The following is an 18209-nucleotide window of genomic DNA, read 5'->3' as shown; positions in this document are numbered from 1 at the left end:
GGCCGCCCGGCCCCCGCTCGTTCAGCCGCCGTTCTTCCCGGCGAACTCCGCCAGGTCCACGTTCCGCCACTCGGCGACGAGGTCGGCCGGGGCCTTCTCCGGCGAGCCCGCGTCGTAGGGCGGCTGGGGGTCGTACTCGATGAGCAGCTGGATGGACTGCGCGGCGCGGTCGCCGGCGATCCGGCCCGCGAGCGTGAGCCCCATGTCGATGCCGGAGGAGACGCCGGCGGCCGTGACGTACTTGCCGTCGGTGACGACGCGTTCGCCGGTCGCCTCCACCCCGAAGGCGGCGAGCCTGTCCAGGTACAGCCAGTGGCAGGTGGCACGACGGCCCGTCAGCAGCCCGGCGGCGGCCAGGATCAGGGAGCCGGAGCACACGGACGTCGTCCACGTCGTGGTGCGGTCCACCTCCTGCAGCCACTCCCGGACGGGGCCGGGCGCCATCGGGCCGCTCGGGTCGGGCGCGCCGGGCACGACGACGATGTCGGGGGCCGTGACCTCGGCGAGGGAGGCCTCGGCGACCAGGGAGAGGTTGCCGCTCTCGTTGCGCACGGGCCCCGGGCGCTCGGCGACGAGCACGGCCTCGGCGCCGGGGAGCGGGCCGAGGGTGTCGAACGGGCCTATGGCGTCGAGGGCGGTGAAGCCCGGGTAGAGCAGGAAGGCGATCTGCACGGTGGTCCTCGTTCCGGTGGGTCGGATGTGTCAGATGTGTCGGATGCTGGTCAGACGGGGGTCAGGGGGCGGAAGCGGCGCCGGTACTCGGCGGGCGAGGTGCCGAGGGCGCGGACGAAGGCGCGGCGCATCGCCTCGGGGGTGCCGTAGCCGCAGGCGCGCGAGACCTCCTCGACGCCGTCGGCGGCGTCCTCCAGCTGCCGGCGGGCGGCCTCCAGGCGCACCCGGTCGACGTAGCGGCCCGGCGTCATGCCGGTCTCGCTCTGGAAGGCGCGGGCGAAGTGCCGCGGGGAGAGGCCGGCGCGGGCCGCGAGCGTCTCGACGGACAGGTCGGCCGCGGGGTTCTCGACGATCCAGTGCTGGACGTCGCGCAGCCGCGGGCGGCGCGCGGTCTGCGCGGCGAGCGGGGCGCTGAACTGGGTCTGGTTGCCGGGGCGGCGCAGGAAGACGACGAGGTTGCGGGCGATCGCGAGCGCCGGCTCGCGCCCCAGGTCGTCCTCGACGAGGGCGAGCGCGAGGTCGATGCCGGCGGTGACGCCCGCCGAGGTGACGACGTTCCCGTCGCGTACGTAGATGGGGTCCGGCTCCACCCGCACGGACGGGAAGCGCGCGGCGAGGGCTGCGCAGAACGCCCAGTGGGTCGTGGCGCGGCGGCCCTCCAGCAGGCCGGCCGCGGCGAGCAGGAACGCCCCGGTGCACACCGACACCACGCGCTCGGCGCGCGGCGCGTGCTCGCGCAGCCAGCCGATCAGGCGGGGGTCGGGGGCCCGGGTGCCCTCGCCGCCGGGCACCAGGAGGGTGTGCGGGGCGGGGGCGTCGTGGAGCGCGTGGTCGGGCACGACGCGCAGGCCGCTGCTGGTCCGCACGGGGCCGCCGTCGAGGGTCGCGGTGCGCACGCGGTACGTCGCGGGGTCGCCGGTCCAGTGCGCCGCGCCGGCGAACACCTCGGCGGGGCCGGTGACATCGAGGCTCTGCACGTCGTCGAAGAGGACGATCAGCACGGTGCGGCCGGGCGTGCGGTGGTGCGTCATGTCCTCCATGCTGGTCGCCCGCGGTTTTGTCCGCAATGACGAATACCCCACCTTTCCTGCCACCCCCGGCGGGTGCCCGCAGACCACTTCCCGCCGTACCGACCAGTCGGTAACGTGCGGGCATGACCTCACTCAACGGGCCCCTGCCCGAGCTCGCCGGACGCCGCTGTCACCAGTGGCTCAACGCCCTCCACGCGACGGTGTACTTCTCCCCCGACTACCTGGGGGAGATGGCGGGCCTGGGCGTCGAGGGCGACACCGCGGCGAACATCGCCGGGCGCACGGCCCCGCTCGGCCGCGTCGGCGCCGGGACGGTCACCGCGGCGTACTACAACTCCAAGTACGAAATGATCGCCCGTCATGTCCCGGGCGTCTGGGACGTCGTCTCCCCGCAGGAGGCCCTCGCCGCACGGCTGCGCGCGGCCGACGCGACGCTCCGCAGGCTGCTCGGCGAGGACGTCGTGGCCGCCCCCGAGATGGCCGAGGCCGCGGAGCTCGCCCTGCGCGCCGCCGAGGGCTGCAGCCGCGGCGGCCGCCCGCTGTACTCCGCCCACGCCGACCTGCCCGTACCCGGCACGCCGCACCTCGCGCTCTGGCACGCCGCCACGCTCCTGCGCGAGCACCGCGGGGACGGCCACATCATGGCGCTCGTACGGGCCGGTCTCGACCCGGTCGAGGCGCTCGTCAGCCACACCGCCACCGGCGGCGGCATGACCACCAAGTGGCTCGTCGCCACGCGCGGCTGGACCGAGGACGAGCTCGCCGCCGGCCGGGACCGGCTGCGGGCCCGCGGGCTGCTGGACGCGGAGGGCGAGCTGACCGAGGCGGGCGGCGCGCTGCGCGACGAGCTGGAGGCGGAGACGGACCGCCTCGACGCCGCGCCGTACGAGCACCTGGGAGCGGCGGGCGTCGAGCGCCTGACCGCCCTGGGCAAGGAGTACGCGAAGGCCGCCATGCTCGCGGGCGCGTTCCCCGCGGACCTGCTCGGCAACGCCTGACGTCCGGCGCCCCGGGCCGCGCCGCCGGCGGGGCCCCGGGCGGCCGCCGCGGCGCCGCCGCGAGGCTCACGCACCGCGGTGTCGGCGGCACCTGCCACAATGCAGACCGCAGCCCGAAGAGAAAGCGGAGCGTGATCGTGACGGCAATTGGTGCGTCGCCCGGGGCGTCGATCGAAGGCAGGATCGCCGAGGAGCTCGGCGTGCGGGAGCGGCAGGTGAAGGCCGCGGTCGACTTGCTCGACGGCGGCTCGACCGTGCCGTTCATCGCCCGTTACCGCAAGGAGGCCACCGAGATGCTCGACGATGCGCAGCTGCGCACCGTCGAGGAGCGGCTGCGGTACCTGCGCGAGCTGGAGGAGCGCCGCACGGCGGTCCTGGAGTCCGTGCGCTCCCAGGGCAAGCTGGACGAGGCCCTGGAGGCGCGCATCCGCGCCGCCGACTCCAAGGCCCGGCTGGAGGACATCTACCTGCCCTTCAAGCCCAAGCGCCGTACGAAGGCGCAGATCGCCCGGGAGGCCGGGCTGGAGCCGCTGGCGGAGGGGCTGCTCGGGGACCCGGGCACCGAGCCGCTCGCCGCGGCCGCCGCCTTCGTCGACGCGGACAAGGGCGTCGCGGACGCCGCGGCGGCCCTGGAGGGCGCGCGGGCGATCCTCACCGAGCGCTTCGGCGAGGACGCCGACCTCATCGGCGAGCTCCGCGAGCGCATGTGGACGCGCGGGCGCGTGGCCGCGAAGGTGCGCGAGGGCAAGGAGGAGGCGGGCGCGAAGTTCGCCGACTACTTCGACTTCGCCGAGCCCTTCACCGAGCTGCCCTCGCACCGCGTGCTGGCGATGCTGCGCGGCGAGAAGGAGGAGGTCCTCGACCTCACGCTGGAGCCCGAGCCGGCGGACGAGGCGGACCGGGCGGCCGCGGGCCCGAGCTCGTACGAGCAGATGATCGCGCAGCGCTTCGGCGTCGCGGACCGCGGCCGGCCGGCGGACAAGTGGCTGGGCGACACGGTGCGGTGGGCCTGGCGCACGCGCGTCCTCGTCCACCTCGGGATCGACCTGCGGCTGCGGCTGCGCCAGGCCGCCGAGGACGAGGCGGTCCGCGTCTTCGCAGCGAACCTGCGCGACCTGCTGCTCGCCGCCCCGGCCGGCACGCGCGCCACGATGGGCCTCGACCCCGGCTTCCGCACGGGCGTGAAGGTCGCCGTCGTGGACGCCACGGGCAAGGTCGCGGCCACCGAGACCATCTACCCGCACGTACCGCAGAACAAGTGGGACGCCTCGCTCGCCACGCTGGCCCGGCTCGCCCGGGAGCACGGCGTGGAGCTCGTCGCCATCGGCAACGGCACCGCCTCCCGCGAGACGGACCGGCTGGCGACCGACCTGATCACCCGTCACCCGGAGCTGAAGCTCACGAAGGTGATGGTCTCCGAGGCCGGCGCCTCGGTCTACTCCGCCTCCGCGTTCGCCTCCCAGGAGCTGCCCGGGCTGGACGTCTCGCTGCGCGGCGCGGTCTCGATCGCCCGCCGCCTGCAGGACCCGCTCGCCGAGCTCGTCAAGATCGACCCCAAGTCGATCGGCGTCGGCCAGTACCAGCACGACCTGTCCGAGGTGAAGCTCTCGCGCTCGCTCGACGCCGTCGTGGAGGACTGCGTCAACGGCGTCGGCGTCGACGTGAACACCGCGTCCGCGCCGCTGCTCGCGCGCGTCTCCGGCATCAGCTCCGGCCTCGCCGAGAACATCGTCGCCCACCGCGACTCCAACGGCCCCTTCCGGTCCCGCCGGGCGCTGAAGGACGTGTCCCGGCTCGGCCCGAAGGCCTACGAGCAGTGCGCGGGCTTCCTGCGCATCCGCGGCGGGGACGACCCGCTGGACGCCTCCAGCGTCCACCCCGAGGCGTATCCGGTGGTGCGGAAGATGGTCAAGAGCACGGGCGGCGAGGTCGCCTCCCTCGTCGGCAACACCTCCGTGCTGCGCTCCCTGCGCCCGGAGCAGTTCGTCGACGACACCTTCGGCCTGCCGACGGTCACCGACATCCTGCGCGAGCTGGAGAAGCCCGGCCGCGACCCGCGGCCCGCCTTCAGGACGGCGAGCTTCAAGGAGGGCGTCGAGAAGATCGGCGACCTGAAGCCGGGGATGATCCTGGAGGGCGTCGTCACCAACGTGGCCGCGTTCGGGGCGTTCGTGGACGTGGGCGTCCACCAGGACGGCCTGGTGCACGTGTCGGCCATGTCGCGGACGTTCGTGAAGGACCCGCGGGACGTGGTCAAGCCCGGCGACATCGTGCGGGTCAAGGTCATGGACGTCGACATCCCGCGCAAGCGGATCTCGCTGACGCTGCGGCTGGACGACGAGGCGGGAGCGCCGTCCGGCGGGTCCGGGGGGTCCGGCGGGGGCGCTGCCGCCGGCGGCGGTGGGCGGCCGCGCCCCGAGCGGGGCTCCGGCCGCCGTGGCGCGGGGGCGCCCGCGCAGCGCCGCGGCAACTCCCGCGAGCGCGAGCCCGCGCCGCCGGTGAACGACGCGATGGCGGAGGCCCTGCGCAGGGCGGGCCTGCGCTAGGAGGCCGCGAGCTGAACGGGCGCCCTCTCGTACGGGAGGGCGCCTCCCCGCGCGGGAAGGTGCCCGTCAGCGCTCCGTGAGGCGCCCCTCCGAGACCTCGATGCGGCGGGTCGTACGGACCGCGTCCAGCATCCGGCGGTCGTGCGTGACCAGCAGCAGCGTGCCCGTGTACGAATCCAGCGCGGACTCCAGCTGCTCGATCGCCGGAAGGTCGAGGTGGTTGGTCGGCTCGTCCAGGACCAGCAGATTGACCCCGCGCGCCTGCAGCAGGGCCAGCGCCGAACGCGTCCGCTCGCCCGGCGAGAGGGTCACCGCCGGGCGCAGCACGTGATCGGCCTTCAGGCCGAACTTGGCGAGCAGCGTCCGGACGTCGGCGGGCGCGAGGTCGGGGACGGCCGCGCCGAAGGCGTCCAGCAGCGCCTCCGTGCCGAAGAACAGGGCCCGCGCCTGGTCCACCTCGCCCACGACGACGCCCGGGCCCAGCGCCGCGTGCCCGGCGTCCAGCGGCAGCCGGCCGAGCAGGGCCGCGAGGAGCGTGGACTTGCCGGAGCCGTTGGCGCCGGTGACCGCGATCCGGTCGGCCCAGTCGATCTGCAGGTCGGCGGGGCCGAAGGCGAAGGACCCCCGGCGCACCTCGGCGCCGCGCAGCGTGGCCACGACCGCGCCGGAGCGCGGCGCCGCCGCGATCTCCATGCGCAGCTCCCACTCCTTGCGGGGCTCCTCGACGACCTCCAGCCGCTCGATGAGCCGCTCGGTCTGCCGGGCCTTGGCGGCCTGCTTCTCGGTGGACTCGGTGCGGAACTTGCGGCCGATCTTGTCGTTGTCGCTCGCCTTGCGGCGGGCGTTCTTGACGCCCTTCTCCATCCAGTTCCGCTGGGTGCGGGCGCGGTCCTCCAGGCCGGCGCGCGTGTCGGCGTAGTCCTCGTAGGCCTCGCGGGCGTGCCGGCGGGCGGTCTCGCGCTCCTCCAGGTAGGCGGCGTAGCCACCGCCGTAGAGGCGGACCTGCTGCTGGGCGAGGTCGAGCTCGAGGACCTTGGTCACCGTGCGGGTCAGGAACTCGCGGTCGTGGCTGACCACGACCGTGCCGGCGCGCAGCCCGGTGACGAAGGACTCCAGGCGGGCGAGCCCGTCGAGGTCGAGGTCGTTGGTGGGCTCGTCCAGCAGGAAGACGTCGTAGCGGCTCAGCAGCAGGGAGGCGAGCCCCGCGCGGGCGGCCTGGCCGCCGGAGAGGCTGGTCATGGGCCGGTCGAGCCCGACGGACAGCCCCAGCGAGGCGGCGACCTCCTCGGCGCGCTCGTCCAGGTCGGCACCGCCGAGGCCGAGCCAGCGGTCGAGGCCCGTGGCGTAGGCGTCGTCGGCACCCGGCGCGCCGTCCACGAGCGCCTGCGTGGCGGCGTCCAGCTCGGCCTGGGCCCGGGCCACCCCGGTCCGGCGGGCGAGGAACTCCCGCACGGTCTCCCCCGGCCGCCGCTCGGGCTCCTGCGGCAGGTGCCCCACGGTGGCCGTCGGCGGACTGAGCGAGAGCCCGCCCTCCTCCGGCACGTCCAGCCCGGCGAGCAGCCGCAGCAGCGTGGATTTACCGGCCCCGTTGGCACCGACCAGACCGATGACGTCCCCGGGCGCGACGACGAGGTCGAGCCCGGAGAAGAGGGTGCGGTCGCCGTGTCCGGCGGCAAGACTTTTGGCGACGAGAGTGGCACTCATAACGGGTCGACTTTAACCGGAGTGGTGGAGGGGGTCGTACCGGATTTCGATACGGCCCCGGGCCGGGGCGTCTCGCGCGCCCCTGCCCGGGGGCGTCGGTTACGGCACGTGCACCAGCGGCGGCACGTTCAGGCCGCGTGGTTCTGTGGGCTTTGCGGGGGTGCCGCCTGTGGTGGCGCGGGTGAAGGCTGGGTGGCCGCCGACCAGGGGCAGGGTTGCGGAGGTGCGGCGGAGGTCCAGTTCTACGTGCGGGGTGGTGGAGGCGGGCTCGATGAGGCCGGCGTCGGTGCCGGCGACGATGAGGGCCAGGCGGTGGCCCGCCGGGACGACGTGGTCGGCGGCGGCGAGGTCGAGGGTGATGGCGTACGGCTTGCCGGGGGTCAGGGGGCCGCCCTTGCCGGAGCCGTCCCAGTGGCCGAGGTCGGCCCAGCCGCGGCTGAAGACCGTGTGGCCGACCCGGGCCTTCGTCGCCTCGGTGCGCTTGTAGCAGGCGCTGTCGGCGGCGTTGCCGCTGCCCCAGCAGGTGCGGTCGTCGAGGGTGCGGATGCCTTCGCCGCGGGCGGCGTAGTCGCGGATCTCGGCGGGGCCGAGGTCGACGAGGACGGCGGACAGGTGGGCCGAGGCCGTGGACGGGGTGACCGTCAGGCGCACGGCCGAGGAGCCGGAGAGGCGCAGGTCGCGGCTGAGGGGCGGGGTGATGAAGCCGGCCTTGGCGGGGGTGGAGCGGTCGATGCTCGCGGACCAGTCGCTCTCGTTCAGCCTGGGGTCGTCGGTGAACTCGGCGGTGGCGCCCTGGGGCGCGGGCTTCAGGCCGAGCGTGCCGACGCCCGCGACGGGGCCGGCGGCGGGGCGCAGGGTGGTCGTGCGGGTGTTGCGCGGCGGCCAGACGCGGTCGGTGGACCACTGGTCGGGGGCGCGCTCGACGTCGGCCATGGGCTCGCGCTCGACGCCGTTGTCGTAGCCGAGGAGGTAGTGGTCGAACCAGCGGTGCAGGGTGGCCACCCACGCCTCGCGGCGGAAGTCGAAGGGGTCGACGTGCCCGGCCCGGGAGAGCCAGACCTTGCGCTCGACGCCGTTCTCCGCGAGGGCGTCCCACCACTGGCCGAAGTGCTTGGTTCGTACATTGAGGTCCTGCAGGCCGTGGACGGCGAAGACGCTGGCGCGCACGTTCCCGGCGTCCTTGACGTAGTCGCGGGCCTCCCACAGGGCCGTCCGGTCGCCGTTGCGCGGGGCGCCCTCGACGAGCTCGCGCTGTACGGCCTGGCAGCGGCCGCGGGCCTCGGGGCTCTCGATACGGTCGGCGAGGCCGTCGGGGCCGTCGTCGTAGAGGGCCGCGCCCTGGGCGAAGTAGTAGTCGTACCAGGAGCTGATGGCGCCGATGGGGACGATGGTCTTCAGGCCTTCGACGCCGGTCGCGGCGACGGCGTTGGCGACGGTCCCGTCGTAGCTCTTGCCGATCATCCCGACGGCCCCGGTGGTCCAGCCGGCCTTGACGGAGTCGCCGCCCGCGCGGGTGGCGTAGCCGCGGGCCCGGCCGTTCAGCCAGTCGACGACGGCCTTGGCCGACTGCACGTCGGAACGGCCGCCGATGTCGACGCACCCGTCGGAGCGGTTGGTCCCGGCGAGGTCGACGAGCACGACGGCGTAGCCGCGCGGTACGAAGTAGTTGTCGTAGTACAGCGGGAACCCGGCCGGCTTCCCCTGCGCGTCGTAGGTCTTCTTCTGGCTCTCGTTGCCGCGGCCGCAGCACGAGTAGTACGGGCTCGCGTCCATGATGACGGGGACCCGCCTGCCCTGTTCGGCGGCCTCCCGGGGCCGGATGACGTCGACGGCCACCCGGTCGGACCTGCCGTCCCCGTCGGCGTCCACCCGGGTGTCGACCCAGACGGATTCGCGTATGGCGCGGTCGTACGAATGGACCGGGGTGCTCTCCTTGCCGCGCGGCGGGGCGGCCTGCGCGGCGCCGGGCGGTGACACGAGCACCGCCACCAGGGCGGCAACTGCCGCCAGTACGAATGAAGTCCAGGGTGTGCGGGCATCCCGCGGGCGTCTGACCACGGGCGGACGGTAACGCCGACGGGGCCCGGAACAGAAGGGGTCACGGCAGCTTCAGGAGTTGACGGCCGCCCCGCCGCATGACGCGCGCATGTCGATCACATGTCGGAAGGCCCCATGGACATACCCCCCTCCTCGGTGAGTACATAGGCTTCCGAGTGATCGTTCTCCTCTACGAGTTGGAGTGACTCGTGCGTCGTCACAGACTCATCGTTCCGAGCACGGCCGCTGCCGCCTTCCTGCTGCTCGCGGTCCCGGCGTCGGCGGCGGACGCCACGCCCGGCGCCCCGGGTGCCGGAGACTCGTACTACCCGGAAGACGGCAACGGCGGGTACGACGTCTCCCACTACGACCTCCGGCTGAAGTACCAGCCGAAGACGGACCGGCTGGAGGGCACGGCGACCCTGCTCGCCACCCCCACCCAGGCCCTGTCCCGCTTCAACCTCGACTTCACCCTCGACGTGAGCGAGGTACTGGTGGGCGGCAGGAAGGCCGCGTACAAGCAGTCGGGCGCCCACGAGCTGGAGGTCACCCCGGCCGGCCCGCTGGAGCAGGGCAAGCCGGTCAGCGTCGTCGTGCGCTACAGCGGCACCCCCTCCACCGTGAAGATCGACGGCTACTCGGCCTGGAAGCGCACCCCGGACGGCGCGGTCGTGGCCCAGGAGCCGCAGTCGGCGGCCTGGTGGTTCCCGAGCAACGACCACCCCACCGACAAGGCCACCTACGACGTGTCCGTCTCCGTACCGGACGACGTCCAGGCCATCAGCAACGGCGTGCTCGCCTCCCAGTCCTCCAAGCTCGGCTGGACGCGCTACAACTGGCGCTCCACCAAGCCCCAGGCGAGCTACCTGACGACCCTGGCCGTCGGCAAGTTCGACATCACCACCGGTACGACGGAGAGCGGCCTGCCCGTCGTCAACGCCTACAGCAAGGACCTGGGCGAGAACCTCCCCTCGGCCAAGGCCAGCATCGAGCGCACCGCCGAGATCACCGACTGGGCGAGCACGGTCTTCGGGCCGTACCCCTTCAACGCCGTCGGCGGGTACGTGCCGAACGTCAAGTCGTCCTACGCGCTGGAGACCCAGACCCGGCCGTTCTACAGCCCGGCGTCCTTCACGAGCGGTGCCAACCAGCAGATCGTCGTGCACGAGCTGGCGCACCAGTGGTTCGGCGACAGCGTCTCCGTCAAGGACTGGCGCGACATCTGGGTGAACGAGGGCTTCGCCACCTACGCCCAGTGGCTGTGGTCGGAGAAGGAGGGCGAGGGCACCGCCCAGGAGCTCGCCGAGTACGTCTACAACGGCATCCCGGCCGACAACGACTTCTGGAAGGTCAAGCCGGGCGACCCGGGCGCGAACCGCCAGTTCGACCGCGCCGTCTACAACCGCGGCGCCGTCGCCCTGCAGGCCCTGCGCAACACCGTCGGCGACAAGACGTTCTTCGCCATCCTCAAGCAGTGGACGACGGAGAACCGCTACGGCAACGCCTCCGTGCAGGACTTCGTGAAGTTCTCCGAGAAGGCATCCGGCAAGAAGCTCGCGCCGCTCTTCGACACCTGGCTGTTCCAGCCGTCGAAGCCGAGCACGCTGCCGGCTCCGGCCGGCACCGGCCCCGCCAAGGCGAAGAAGTCGCTGAAGGCCGGCGTCACCGCGCCCAAGTCCTGGAAGAAGATCCAGGACGCGGAGCGCGCCCACCGGCACTGACCGGCCTTGACGGGGGCTTGATGGGCCTTGACCGGCCCTGACGGATCCTGACCGGTCCTGCACACAGGCCCGCCGTACCGCCGCCGCCCCGCGCGCGCATGCGGTACGGCGGGGGGGGGGGGGGGGGGGCCGCCGCCGGTTTCACAGCGCCGGTGGCACAGCAATACTGTTCGACACCGACAGGTGCGGAACAGAGAGCGAGGTGCCGCCCATGGCCGCGGAGACGGAGACCGGGGAAGCGACCCTGACGGTGGACGAGTTGGCCGCCCGGGCCGGGGTGACCGTCCGCACCGTGCGCTTCTACAGCACCCGGGGGCTGCTGCCCCCGCCCGAGATCGGCCCGCGCCGGGTCGGGCGCTACGGGCCCGGCCACCTCTCCCGGCTGGCCCTGATCGAAGAGCTGCAGCACCAGGGGCTCACGCTCGCCGCCATCGAGCGCTACCTGAACCGGCTCCCCGAAGGCCTCAGCCCCCAGGACCTGGCCATCCACCGGGCCCTCGTGGCCTCCTGGACGCCCGACGGGGCCGAGGAGACCACCCGCGAGGAGCTGGAGAGGCGGGCGGGCCGCGCCCTCACCGAGGAGGACGTCGACCGGCTCGCCGCGCTGAACGCCCTCCAGCGGGGCGAGACCGCCGGCTCCTACCTCGTCGACCCGGCCCTGCTCCACCTGGGCGTCCGGCTGCTGGACGTACCGATCTCGCCGGAGGCGATCCTGGCCGCCCGCACGGTGCTCGTGGAACACGCCCGCGCCACCGCGCGGGAGCTTTCACGGCTCTTCCGCGACGAGGTGGAGGCGCAGACGCCGGACATCGCGGCGATGAAGTCGCTGTCCGCACACATGCAACCGCTCGTCGTCCAGGCGCTGGTGACGGCGTTCCAGCGTTCGCTGAACGAGGAGCTGCGCGAGGCGTACGAGGACGCTGCGCGCGGCGCCTGAACGATGCCGTTCGACCGTTCGCCGCCACGGTGAACAGGCTGAACGGCGGGCTTCCGGCGGTGCCGGGCCCGGGCCGGGCCCGGCACCGCCGGTCACGTTCACAGTGGTGACTCGCCGTTGCGGCGGACACCACCGTCCGGGCCGCTAGAAGCGGCCCCCCGTCTCCGCCTTCTCCACCAGCAGGGCCGACGGCTCGAACCGGTCGCCGTACGCCGCCGCGAGCTCCCGGGCGCGGGTCACGAAGCCCGGCAGGCCGCCCTCGTAGCCGTTGACGTACTGCAGCGCGCCGCCCGTCCAGCCGGGGAAGCCGATGCCGAGGATCGAGCCGATGTTGGCGTCCGCCACGGAGGTCAGGACGCCCTCCTCCAGGCAGCGGACGGTGTCCAGCGCCTCGGAGAACAGCATGCGCTCCTTCATGTCCTCGAAGGGGATCTCCACGTCCTTCTTCGTGAAGTGCTCGCGCAGCCCCGGCCACAGCCCGGTGCGCTTGCCGTCCGCGTACTCGTAGAAGCCGGCGCCGCCGCTGCGCCCCGGGCGGCCGAACTCCTCGACCATGCGGTCGATGACCGCGTCCGCGGGGTGCGGCGTCCAGGTCTCGCCGGCCGCCTCGGCCGCCCGCCGGGTCTCCTCGCGGATCTTCCGGGGCAGGGTGAGGGTCAGCTCGTCCATCAGGGAGAGCACCTTGGCGGGGTAGCCGGCCTGCGCGGCGGCCTGCTCGACCGAGGCGGGGTCGGCGCCCTCGCCGATCATCGCCACGCCCTCGTTGATGAAGCGGCCGATGACGCGCGAGGTGAAGAAGCCGCGCGAGTCGTTGACCACGATGGGCGTCTTGCGGATCTGCCGGACCAGGTCGAAGGCGCGGGCCAGCGCCTCGTCGCCGGTGCGCTCCCCCTTGATGATCTCCACGAGCGGCATCTTGTCGACGGGCGAGAAGAAGTGCAGGCCGACGAAGTCCACGGGCCGCTCGACGCCCTCGGCGAGGAGGGTGATGGGCAGGGTGGAGGTGTTGGAGCACAGCAGCGCGTCGGGCGCGACGACGTGCTGGATCTCCTGGAAGACCTTGTGCTTGAGGGCCGGGTCCTCGAAGACCGCCTCGATGACGGCGTCGCAGCCCGCGAGGTCGGCCGCGTCGGCGGTCGGGGTGATCCGGGCGAGCAGCTCGTCCCGCTTGGCCTCGGTGGTGCGGCCCCGGGCGAGGGCCTTGGCCAGCAGGCCCTCGGAGTAGGCCTTGCCCTTGCGGGCCGCTTCGTCGGAGACGTCCTTCAGAACGACCTCGATGCCCGCCTTGGCGCAGGCGTAGGCGATGCCCGCGCCCATCATGCCGGCACCGAGGACGGCGACCTTGCGCACCTGGCGGGGGGAGACGTCACGCGGGCGGCTGACGCCGGAGTTGACGGCCTGGAGGTCGAAGAAGAACGCCTGGATCATGTTCTTCGCGGTCTGGCCGGTGACCAGCTCGGTGAAGTAGCGGGCCTCGATGAGCTGCGCGGTCCCGAAGTCCACCTGGGAGCCCTCGACGGCGGCCGCCAGGATGTTGCGCGGGGCCGGGTAGGGGGCGCCGCCGAGCTGCTTCCTGAGGTTGGCGGGGAAGGCCGGGAGGTTCGCGGCGAAGCGCGGGCTGGCCGGGGTGCCGCCGGGGATCTTGTAGCCCTTGACGTCCCAGGGCTGCTGCGACTCGGGGTGCGCGTCGATGAACGCGCGTGCCTTGGCCAGGAGTTCGTCGCGGTCGGCCGCCAGCTCGTGGACGAGCCCGGCCTCCAGGGCGCGGCGCGGGTCGTACTGCGTGCCCTGCAGCAGCACCTTCAGCAGTGCGTCGGTGATGCCGAGGAGGCGTACGGTGCGGGTGACGCCGCCGCCTCCGGGCAGCAGGCCGAGGGTGACCTCGGGGAGGCCGATCTTCGAGCCGGGGGCGTCGAGGGCGATGCGGTGGTGGCAGGCGAGCGCGATCTCGTAGCCGCCGCCGAGGGCCGCGCCGTTGACGGCCGCGACGACGGGCACGCCGAGGGTCTCGATCCGGCGCAGGTCGCGCTTGATCGTCATGCTCCCTTCGAGGACGCTCGCGGCGTCGGCGGGGGTCGCGGCGATCAGCTCGCGCAGGTCGCCGCCGGCGAAGAAGGTCTTCTTCGCGGAGGTGAGGACGACGCCGCGCACCGACTCCTTCTCGGCTTCCAGCCGGTCGGCGACCGCCGTGAGGGACGCCTTGAAGGCGTTGTTCATGGTGTTGGCGGACTGGTCGGGGTCGTCCAGGACGAGGGTGACGATGCCGTCGTCGCTCCGCTCCCAGCGGATGGTGTTGCGCTCGCTCATGTCGGTGCTCTCCATGGGGGATTGTCCTCGGTCGCCGGACAGGGGGAAGGGGGCCGGTCCGCCGGAGGCTAGACGCGCTCGACGACGGTGGCGATGCCCATGCCGCCGCCCACGCAGAGGGTGACCAGGCCGTACTGCTTGTCCTGCCGTTCGAGTTCGTCGATGACGGTGCCCAGCAGCATGGCGCCGGTGGCGCCGAGCGGGTGGCCGAGGGCGATGGCGCCGCCGTTGACGTTGATCTTGTCGAGACCGATGCCCATCTCGCGGGCGAAGTGCAGCACCACGGCGGAGAAGGCCTCGTTGACCTCGATCAGGTCGATGTCGCCGATGGTCAGGCCGGCCTTGGCGAGCGCCTTGCGGGAGGCGGGGGCGGGGCCGGTGAGCATGATGGTGGGGTCGGAGCCCGAGACGGCGGCGGATACGATCCGGGCCCGCGGCGTCAGCCCGTAGCGCTCGCCGGTGCCGCGGTTGCCGATGGCGACGAGGGAGGCGCCGTCGACGATGCCGGAGGAGTTGCCGGCGTGGTGGACGTGATCGATCTTCTCGACCCAGTGGTACTGCTGCAGGGCCACGGCGTCGAAGCCGCCGGCCTCGCCGATCGCGGCGAAGGAGGGCTTGAGCCCGGCCAGGGTCTCGACGGTGGTGCCGGGGCGGGGGTGCTCGTCCCGGTCGAGGACGACGAGGCCGTTGCGGTCGCGCACGGGGATCACGGAGCGGTCGAAGCGGCCGTCCTTCCACGCGGCGACGGCGTTCTCCTGCGAGCGGGCGGCGAAGGTGTCCACGTCCCGCCGGGTGAAGCCGCCGAGGGTCGCGATCAGGTCGGCGCCGATGCCCTGGGGCACGAAGTTGACGTCGAAGTTGGTCATGGGGTCGGCGAACCAGGCGCCGCCGTCGGAGCCCATCGGCACCCGCGACATCGACTCCACGCCGCCGGCGAGGACGAGGTCCTCCCAGCCCGAGCGGACCTTGGCCGCGGCGAGGTTGACGGCCTCCAGGCCCGAGGCACAGAAGCGGTTCTCCTGGACGCCGGCGACGGTGTCGGGCAGGCCGGCGGCGATCGCCGCGATCCGGGCGATGTCGGAGCCCTGGTCGCCCAGGGGGCTCACGACGCCGAGCACGATGTCGTCGACGGCGGCCGGGTCCAGGCCGGGCAGGCGGCGGCGCAGCTCGTGGATGAGGCCGACGACGAGGTCGACGGGCTTGGTGCCGTGCAGGGCGCCGTTGGCCTTGCCGCGGCCGCGCGGGGTGCGGATCGCGTCGTATACGTACGCTTCGGTGCTGCTCAAGGTCGTGGGCCTTTCGGGGCGGGGGACGCTGGTAGGGGGTGGATCAGGAGAGCAGGGAACGGCCGATGATCTCCTTCATGATCTCGGTGGTGCCGCCGTAGATCGTCTGGATCCGGCCGTCGGTGAACGCCTTGGCGACCCGGTACTCCGTCATGTATCCGTACCCGCCGTGCAGCTGCAGGCAGCGGTCGGCGACGCGCTTCTGCAGCTCGGTCGCCCACCACTTGGCCATGGAGGCGTGCACGGCGTCGAGCGTGCCCGCGGTGTGCTCGGCGATGCAGCGGTCCAGGAAGGTGCGGGTGACGGCGCACTCGGTGGCCATCTCGGCGATCTCGAAGCGGATGTGCTGCAGCTTGGCGAGCGGACGGCCGAAGGCCTCGCGCTCCTTGACGTAGTCCGTGGTGAGCTCCAGCAGGTGCTCGGCGGCGGCGATCCCGGCGACGGCGATGTTCATCCGCTCCTGGGCGAGGTTCGTCATCAGGTGGACGAACCCGCCGTTGAGCTCGCCCAGCAGGTTCTCCTTGGGCACGCGCACGTCGTGGAAGAACAGCTCGGCGGTGTCCTGCGCCTTCTGCCCGATCTTGTCGAGGTTGCGGCCGCGCTCGAAGCCGGCCGTGCCGCGCTCGACGACGAGCAGGCTCAGGCCCTTGGCCCCGCCCTCGGGCGTCGTGCGCGCCACGACGACCACGAGGTCGGCGAGGATGCCGTTGGAGATGAAGGTCTTGGAGCCGTTGAGCAGCCAGTGGTCGCCGCGGTCCTCGGCGGCGGTGCGGATGCCCTGCAGGTCGGAGCCGGCGCCCGGCTCCGTCATCGCGACGGCGGTGATGATCTCGCCCGAGCAGAAGCCGGGCAGCCAGCGCCGCTTCTGCTCCGCGGTGGCGAGGCCCGTCAGATACGGCCCGACGATGTCGTTGTGCAGCCCGATCGCGAGGCCGGCCGCCCCCGCGCGGGTGAACTCCTCGGTGAGCACGGCGCTGTAGCGGAAGTCGTCGGTGCCCCCGCCGCCGTACTCCTCGGGCACGGCGAGCCCGAGCAGGCCCTGGCGCCCGGCCGCCCGCCAGGCCTCGCGCGAGACGATGCCGTCGCGCTCCCACTGCTCGTAGTGCGGGGCGACCTCCTTGGTGAGGAAGGTCCGTACGGTCTCGCGGAAGGCTTCGTGCTCGGCGGTGAAGATCTGGCGCTTCATGACTGCGGGCCCTTCTGGAGCGACTCGAGGCTGGGGACGTCCCAGTCCCGCGCCACCTCGGCGGTGTCCGCGCCGGGCCGCGCGGGCGGGCGGCGGACGGAGCCGGGGGTGGCGGAGAAGCGCGGGGCGGGGGCGGGCTGGGTGAGGCCGGCGTGCTCGACGAAGGTGCCGCGGGCGGCGAGGTGCGGGTGGCCGGGGGCCTCGCGCAGGGAGAGCACGGGGGCGACGCAGGCGTCGGAGCCGTCGAAGACGGCCGTCCACTCGGCGCGGGTGCGCGTGCGGAAGCGGGCGGCGACGGCGGCGCGCAGCTCGCCCCAGCGGGACGGGTCGTCGCGGGCGGGCGCGAGCTCGGCGAGGCCGAGGAGGTCCATGAACTCCGTGTAGAAGCGCTGTTCGAGGGCGCCGACCGCCATGTGGCCGCCGTCGGCCGCCTCGTACGTGCCGTAGAAGGGCGATCCGCCGTCGAAGAAGTTGGCCTCGCGCCGGTCCTGCCAGGCGCCGGCGGCGAGCATGCCGTGGAGGAGCGCGGTGAGGTGGGCGGTGCCGTCGACGATGGCCGCGTCGACGACCTGCCCGGTGCCGGCGGCGCGGGCGTGGTGGAGGGCGGCGAGGACGCCGACGACCAGGTAGAGCGCGCCGCCGCCGAAGTCGCCGAGGAGGTTGGCGGGGAAGGCGGGAGGCCCGTCGGCCGGGCCGGACAGGCCGAGGGCGCCGGTGACGGCGATGTAGGCGATGTCGTGGCCGGCGGTGTCGGCGAGGGGGCCGTGCTGGCCCCAGCCGGTCATCCGCCCGTAGACCAGGCGGGGGTTGCGGGCGAGGCAGGCGTCGGGGCCTACGCCGAGCCGCTCGGCGACGCCGGGCCGGTAGCCCTCGATCAGCACGTCGGCCCGGGCGGCGAGGTCGAGGACCGCGCGGCGGCCTTCGGCGGTCTTGAGGTCGGCCGTCACCGAGCGCTTGTTGCGGTTGGTGACGTCGCGGGACGGGGCGATGTGCAGGCCGGGGCCGCCGGGACGGTCGATGCGGACGACGTCGGCCCCGAGGTCGGCCAGGAGCATGGCGGCGAACGGGCCGGGCCCGATTCCCGCGAGCTCGACGACGCGCACGCCGTCGAGCGGACCGCCGGCTGTCCCGGTCATCCGGACCCCCTGTGGCTTTGTGACCCGACTTCGGTGAAACGACCTCGGTGATACGACCTCGGCGATACGACGTCTGTGACACAACTGCTGTCACACTCGCGATGCTAAGAACAGGTTCCAGTTTTCACAAGACCTCGGCTCCCGGCCGCGGCGTCACATCGCTCCCCCGGCAGCGCACTTCGGACCGGCTCAGCCCGCGTCGAGCTCGGCGACGAGGCGCTTGGGGGCGATGGTCCGGTAGCTCTCCTCCACCCAGTCGCACAGCACCTCCGCCGGGGCGCTCTCCCCGGTGAGCGGGACCGACACCCAGCCGTGTCTGCCGAGGCCGTAGGACGTGGGCGCCGCGCCGGGGACGGCCATGGCGTGGCCGTGCACCTCCTCGTCCTTGAGCTTGACCGAGATGCCGGGCGTCTCGGTGTTCCCCTCGGAGCCGAGGAAGACGAAGATCTTCTTGTTGACCTTGACGACAGCGTCCTCCTCCCAGGGGAACTCCTCGACGGTGCCGGGCAGCGAGAGCGCGAATTCCCGCACCTTCGCGCGGGCCTTGAGAGGGGCGGACAAGGTCATGGGATGCCTCCGGGGTGTGCGCATGCGCCTCTGTGCCTCTTGCCCGTACAACGCTAGCCCGCAGGTCTGACATCACCGGGG

At 73.3% G+C, this 18209-nt stretch carries 13 protein-coding genes; 4 read left to right on the top strand and 9 right to left on the bottom strand.

Translation table 11 applies throughout. From position 1 onward, the window contains the following. Positions 1-21: 21 nt before the first annotated feature. Complete coding sequence (locus AS857_RS09000) at positions 22-672, bottom strand: DJ-1/PfpI family protein (protein ID WP_058042602.1); 651 nt, start codon at positions 670-672, stop codon at positions 22-24. Between the two features lie 50 nt (positions 673-722). Continuing rightward, the gene (locus AS857_RS08995) at positions 723-1703 is read right to left on the bottom strand and encodes a GlxA family transcriptional regulator (protein ID WP_058042601.1); all 981 of its coding nucleotides are present in this window, start codon (positions 1701-1703) and stop codon (positions 723-725) included. A gap of 122 nt (positions 1704-1825) precedes the next feature. On the opposite strand from AS857_RS08995, the gene AS857_RS08990 reads away from it, so the two are divergent. Together AS857_RS08990 and AS857_RS08985 are read left to right on the top strand one after the other, a co-directional pair. Next, the gene (locus AS857_RS08990; RefSeq protein ID WP_058042600.1) at positions 1826-2701 is read left to right on the top strand and encodes an SCO6745 family protein; all 876 of its coding nucleotides are present in this window, start codon (positions 1826-1828) and stop codon (positions 2699-2701) included. Between the two features lie 137 nt (positions 2702-2838). Then, the gene (locus tag AS857_RS08985) at positions 2839-5247 is read left to right on the top strand and encodes a Tex family protein (protein WP_245699711.1); all 2409 of its coding nucleotides are present in this window, start codon (positions 2839-2841) and stop codon (positions 5245-5247) included. 66 nt (positions 5248-5313) lie between these two features. Here AS857_RS08985 and AS857_RS08980 read toward each other — a convergent pair whose 3' ends face one another. Together AS857_RS08980 and AS857_RS08975 are read right to left on the bottom strand one after the other, a co-directional pair. Next, positions 5314-6951, bottom strand: a complete 1638-nt coding sequence (locus AS857_RS08980; protein WP_058042599.1) for an ABC-F family ATP-binding cassette domain-containing protein — start codon at positions 6949-6951, stop codon at positions 5314-5316. Between the two features lie 99 nt (positions 6952-7050). Continuing rightward, complete coding sequence (locus AS857_RS08975) at positions 7051-9009, bottom strand: Xaa-Pro dipeptidyl-peptidase (protein WP_245699710.1); 1959 nt, start codon at positions 9007-9009, stop codon at positions 7051-7053. Between the two features lie 188 nt (positions 9010-9197). Here AS857_RS08975 and AS857_RS08970 point away from each other — a divergent pair, with 188 nt between their 5' ends. Together AS857_RS08970 and AS857_RS08965 are read left to right on the top strand one after the other, a co-directional pair. After that, the gene (locus tag AS857_RS08970) at positions 9198-10709 is read left to right on the top strand and encodes a M1 family metallopeptidase (protein WP_058042598.1); all 1512 of its coding nucleotides are present in this window, start codon (positions 9198-9200) and stop codon (positions 10707-10709) included. A 211-nt stretch (positions 10710-10920) separates the two neighbouring features. Beyond that, entirely contained in the window at positions 10921-11646 is a 726-nt protein-coding gene (locus AS857_RS08965; RefSeq protein ID WP_058042597.1) for a MerR family transcriptional regulator, read from the top strand. 144 nt (positions 11647-11790) lie between these two features. On the opposite strand, the gene AS857_RS08960 is transcribed toward AS857_RS08965, so the two are convergent. The 5 genes from AS857_RS08960 to AS857_RS08940 all read right to left on the bottom strand — a co-directional run bounded on the left by AS857_RS08960 (position 11791) and on the right by AS857_RS08940 (position 18128). Then, on the bottom strand, positions 11791-13953 hold the full coding sequence (locus AS857_RS08960) for a 3-hydroxyacyl-CoA dehydrogenase NAD-binding domain-containing protein (protein WP_079110419.1): 2163 nt from the start codon (positions 13951-13953) through the stop codon (positions 11791-11793). A 68-nt stretch (positions 13954-14021) separates the two neighbouring features. After that, positions 14022-15239 carry an acetyl-CoA C-acetyltransferase gene (locus AS857_RS08955; protein ID WP_058042595.1) on the bottom strand — a complete coding sequence of 406 codons (1218 nt, stop codon included), beginning with the start codon at positions 15237-15239 and terminating at the stop codon, positions 14022-14024. Positions 15240-15282: 43 nt separating this feature from the next. After that, positions 15283-16425 carry an acyl-CoA dehydrogenase family protein gene (locus AS857_RS08950; RefSeq protein ID WP_058042594.1) on the bottom strand — a complete coding sequence of 381 codons (1143 nt, stop codon included), beginning with the start codon at positions 16423-16425 and terminating at the stop codon, positions 15283-15285. Continuing rightward, on the bottom strand, positions 16422-17561 hold the full coding sequence (locus AS857_RS08945; RefSeq protein WP_058042593.1) for a CaiB/BaiF CoA transferase family protein: 1140 nt from the start codon (positions 17559-17561) through the stop codon (positions 16422-16424). Before AS857_RS08945 ends, AS857_RS08950 begins: the two co-directional genes overlap by 4 nt. 189 nt (positions 17562-17750) lie before the next feature. After that, a complete protein-coding gene (locus AS857_RS08940) occupies positions 17751-18128 on the bottom strand; it encodes an MmcQ/YjbR family DNA-binding protein (RefSeq protein ID WP_058042592.1) in 378 nt (125 codons plus the stop codon). Positions 18129-18209 lie beyond the last annotated feature (81 nt).

Origin of the sequence: Streptomyces roseifaciens (assembly GCF_001445655.1) — a bacterium.
Classification (GTDB): domain Bacteria; phylum Actinomycetota; class Actinomycetes; order Streptomycetales; family Streptomycetaceae; genus Streptomyces; species Streptomyces aureoversilis.
This window is presented reverse-complemented; position numbering and strand designations above follow the sequence as displayed.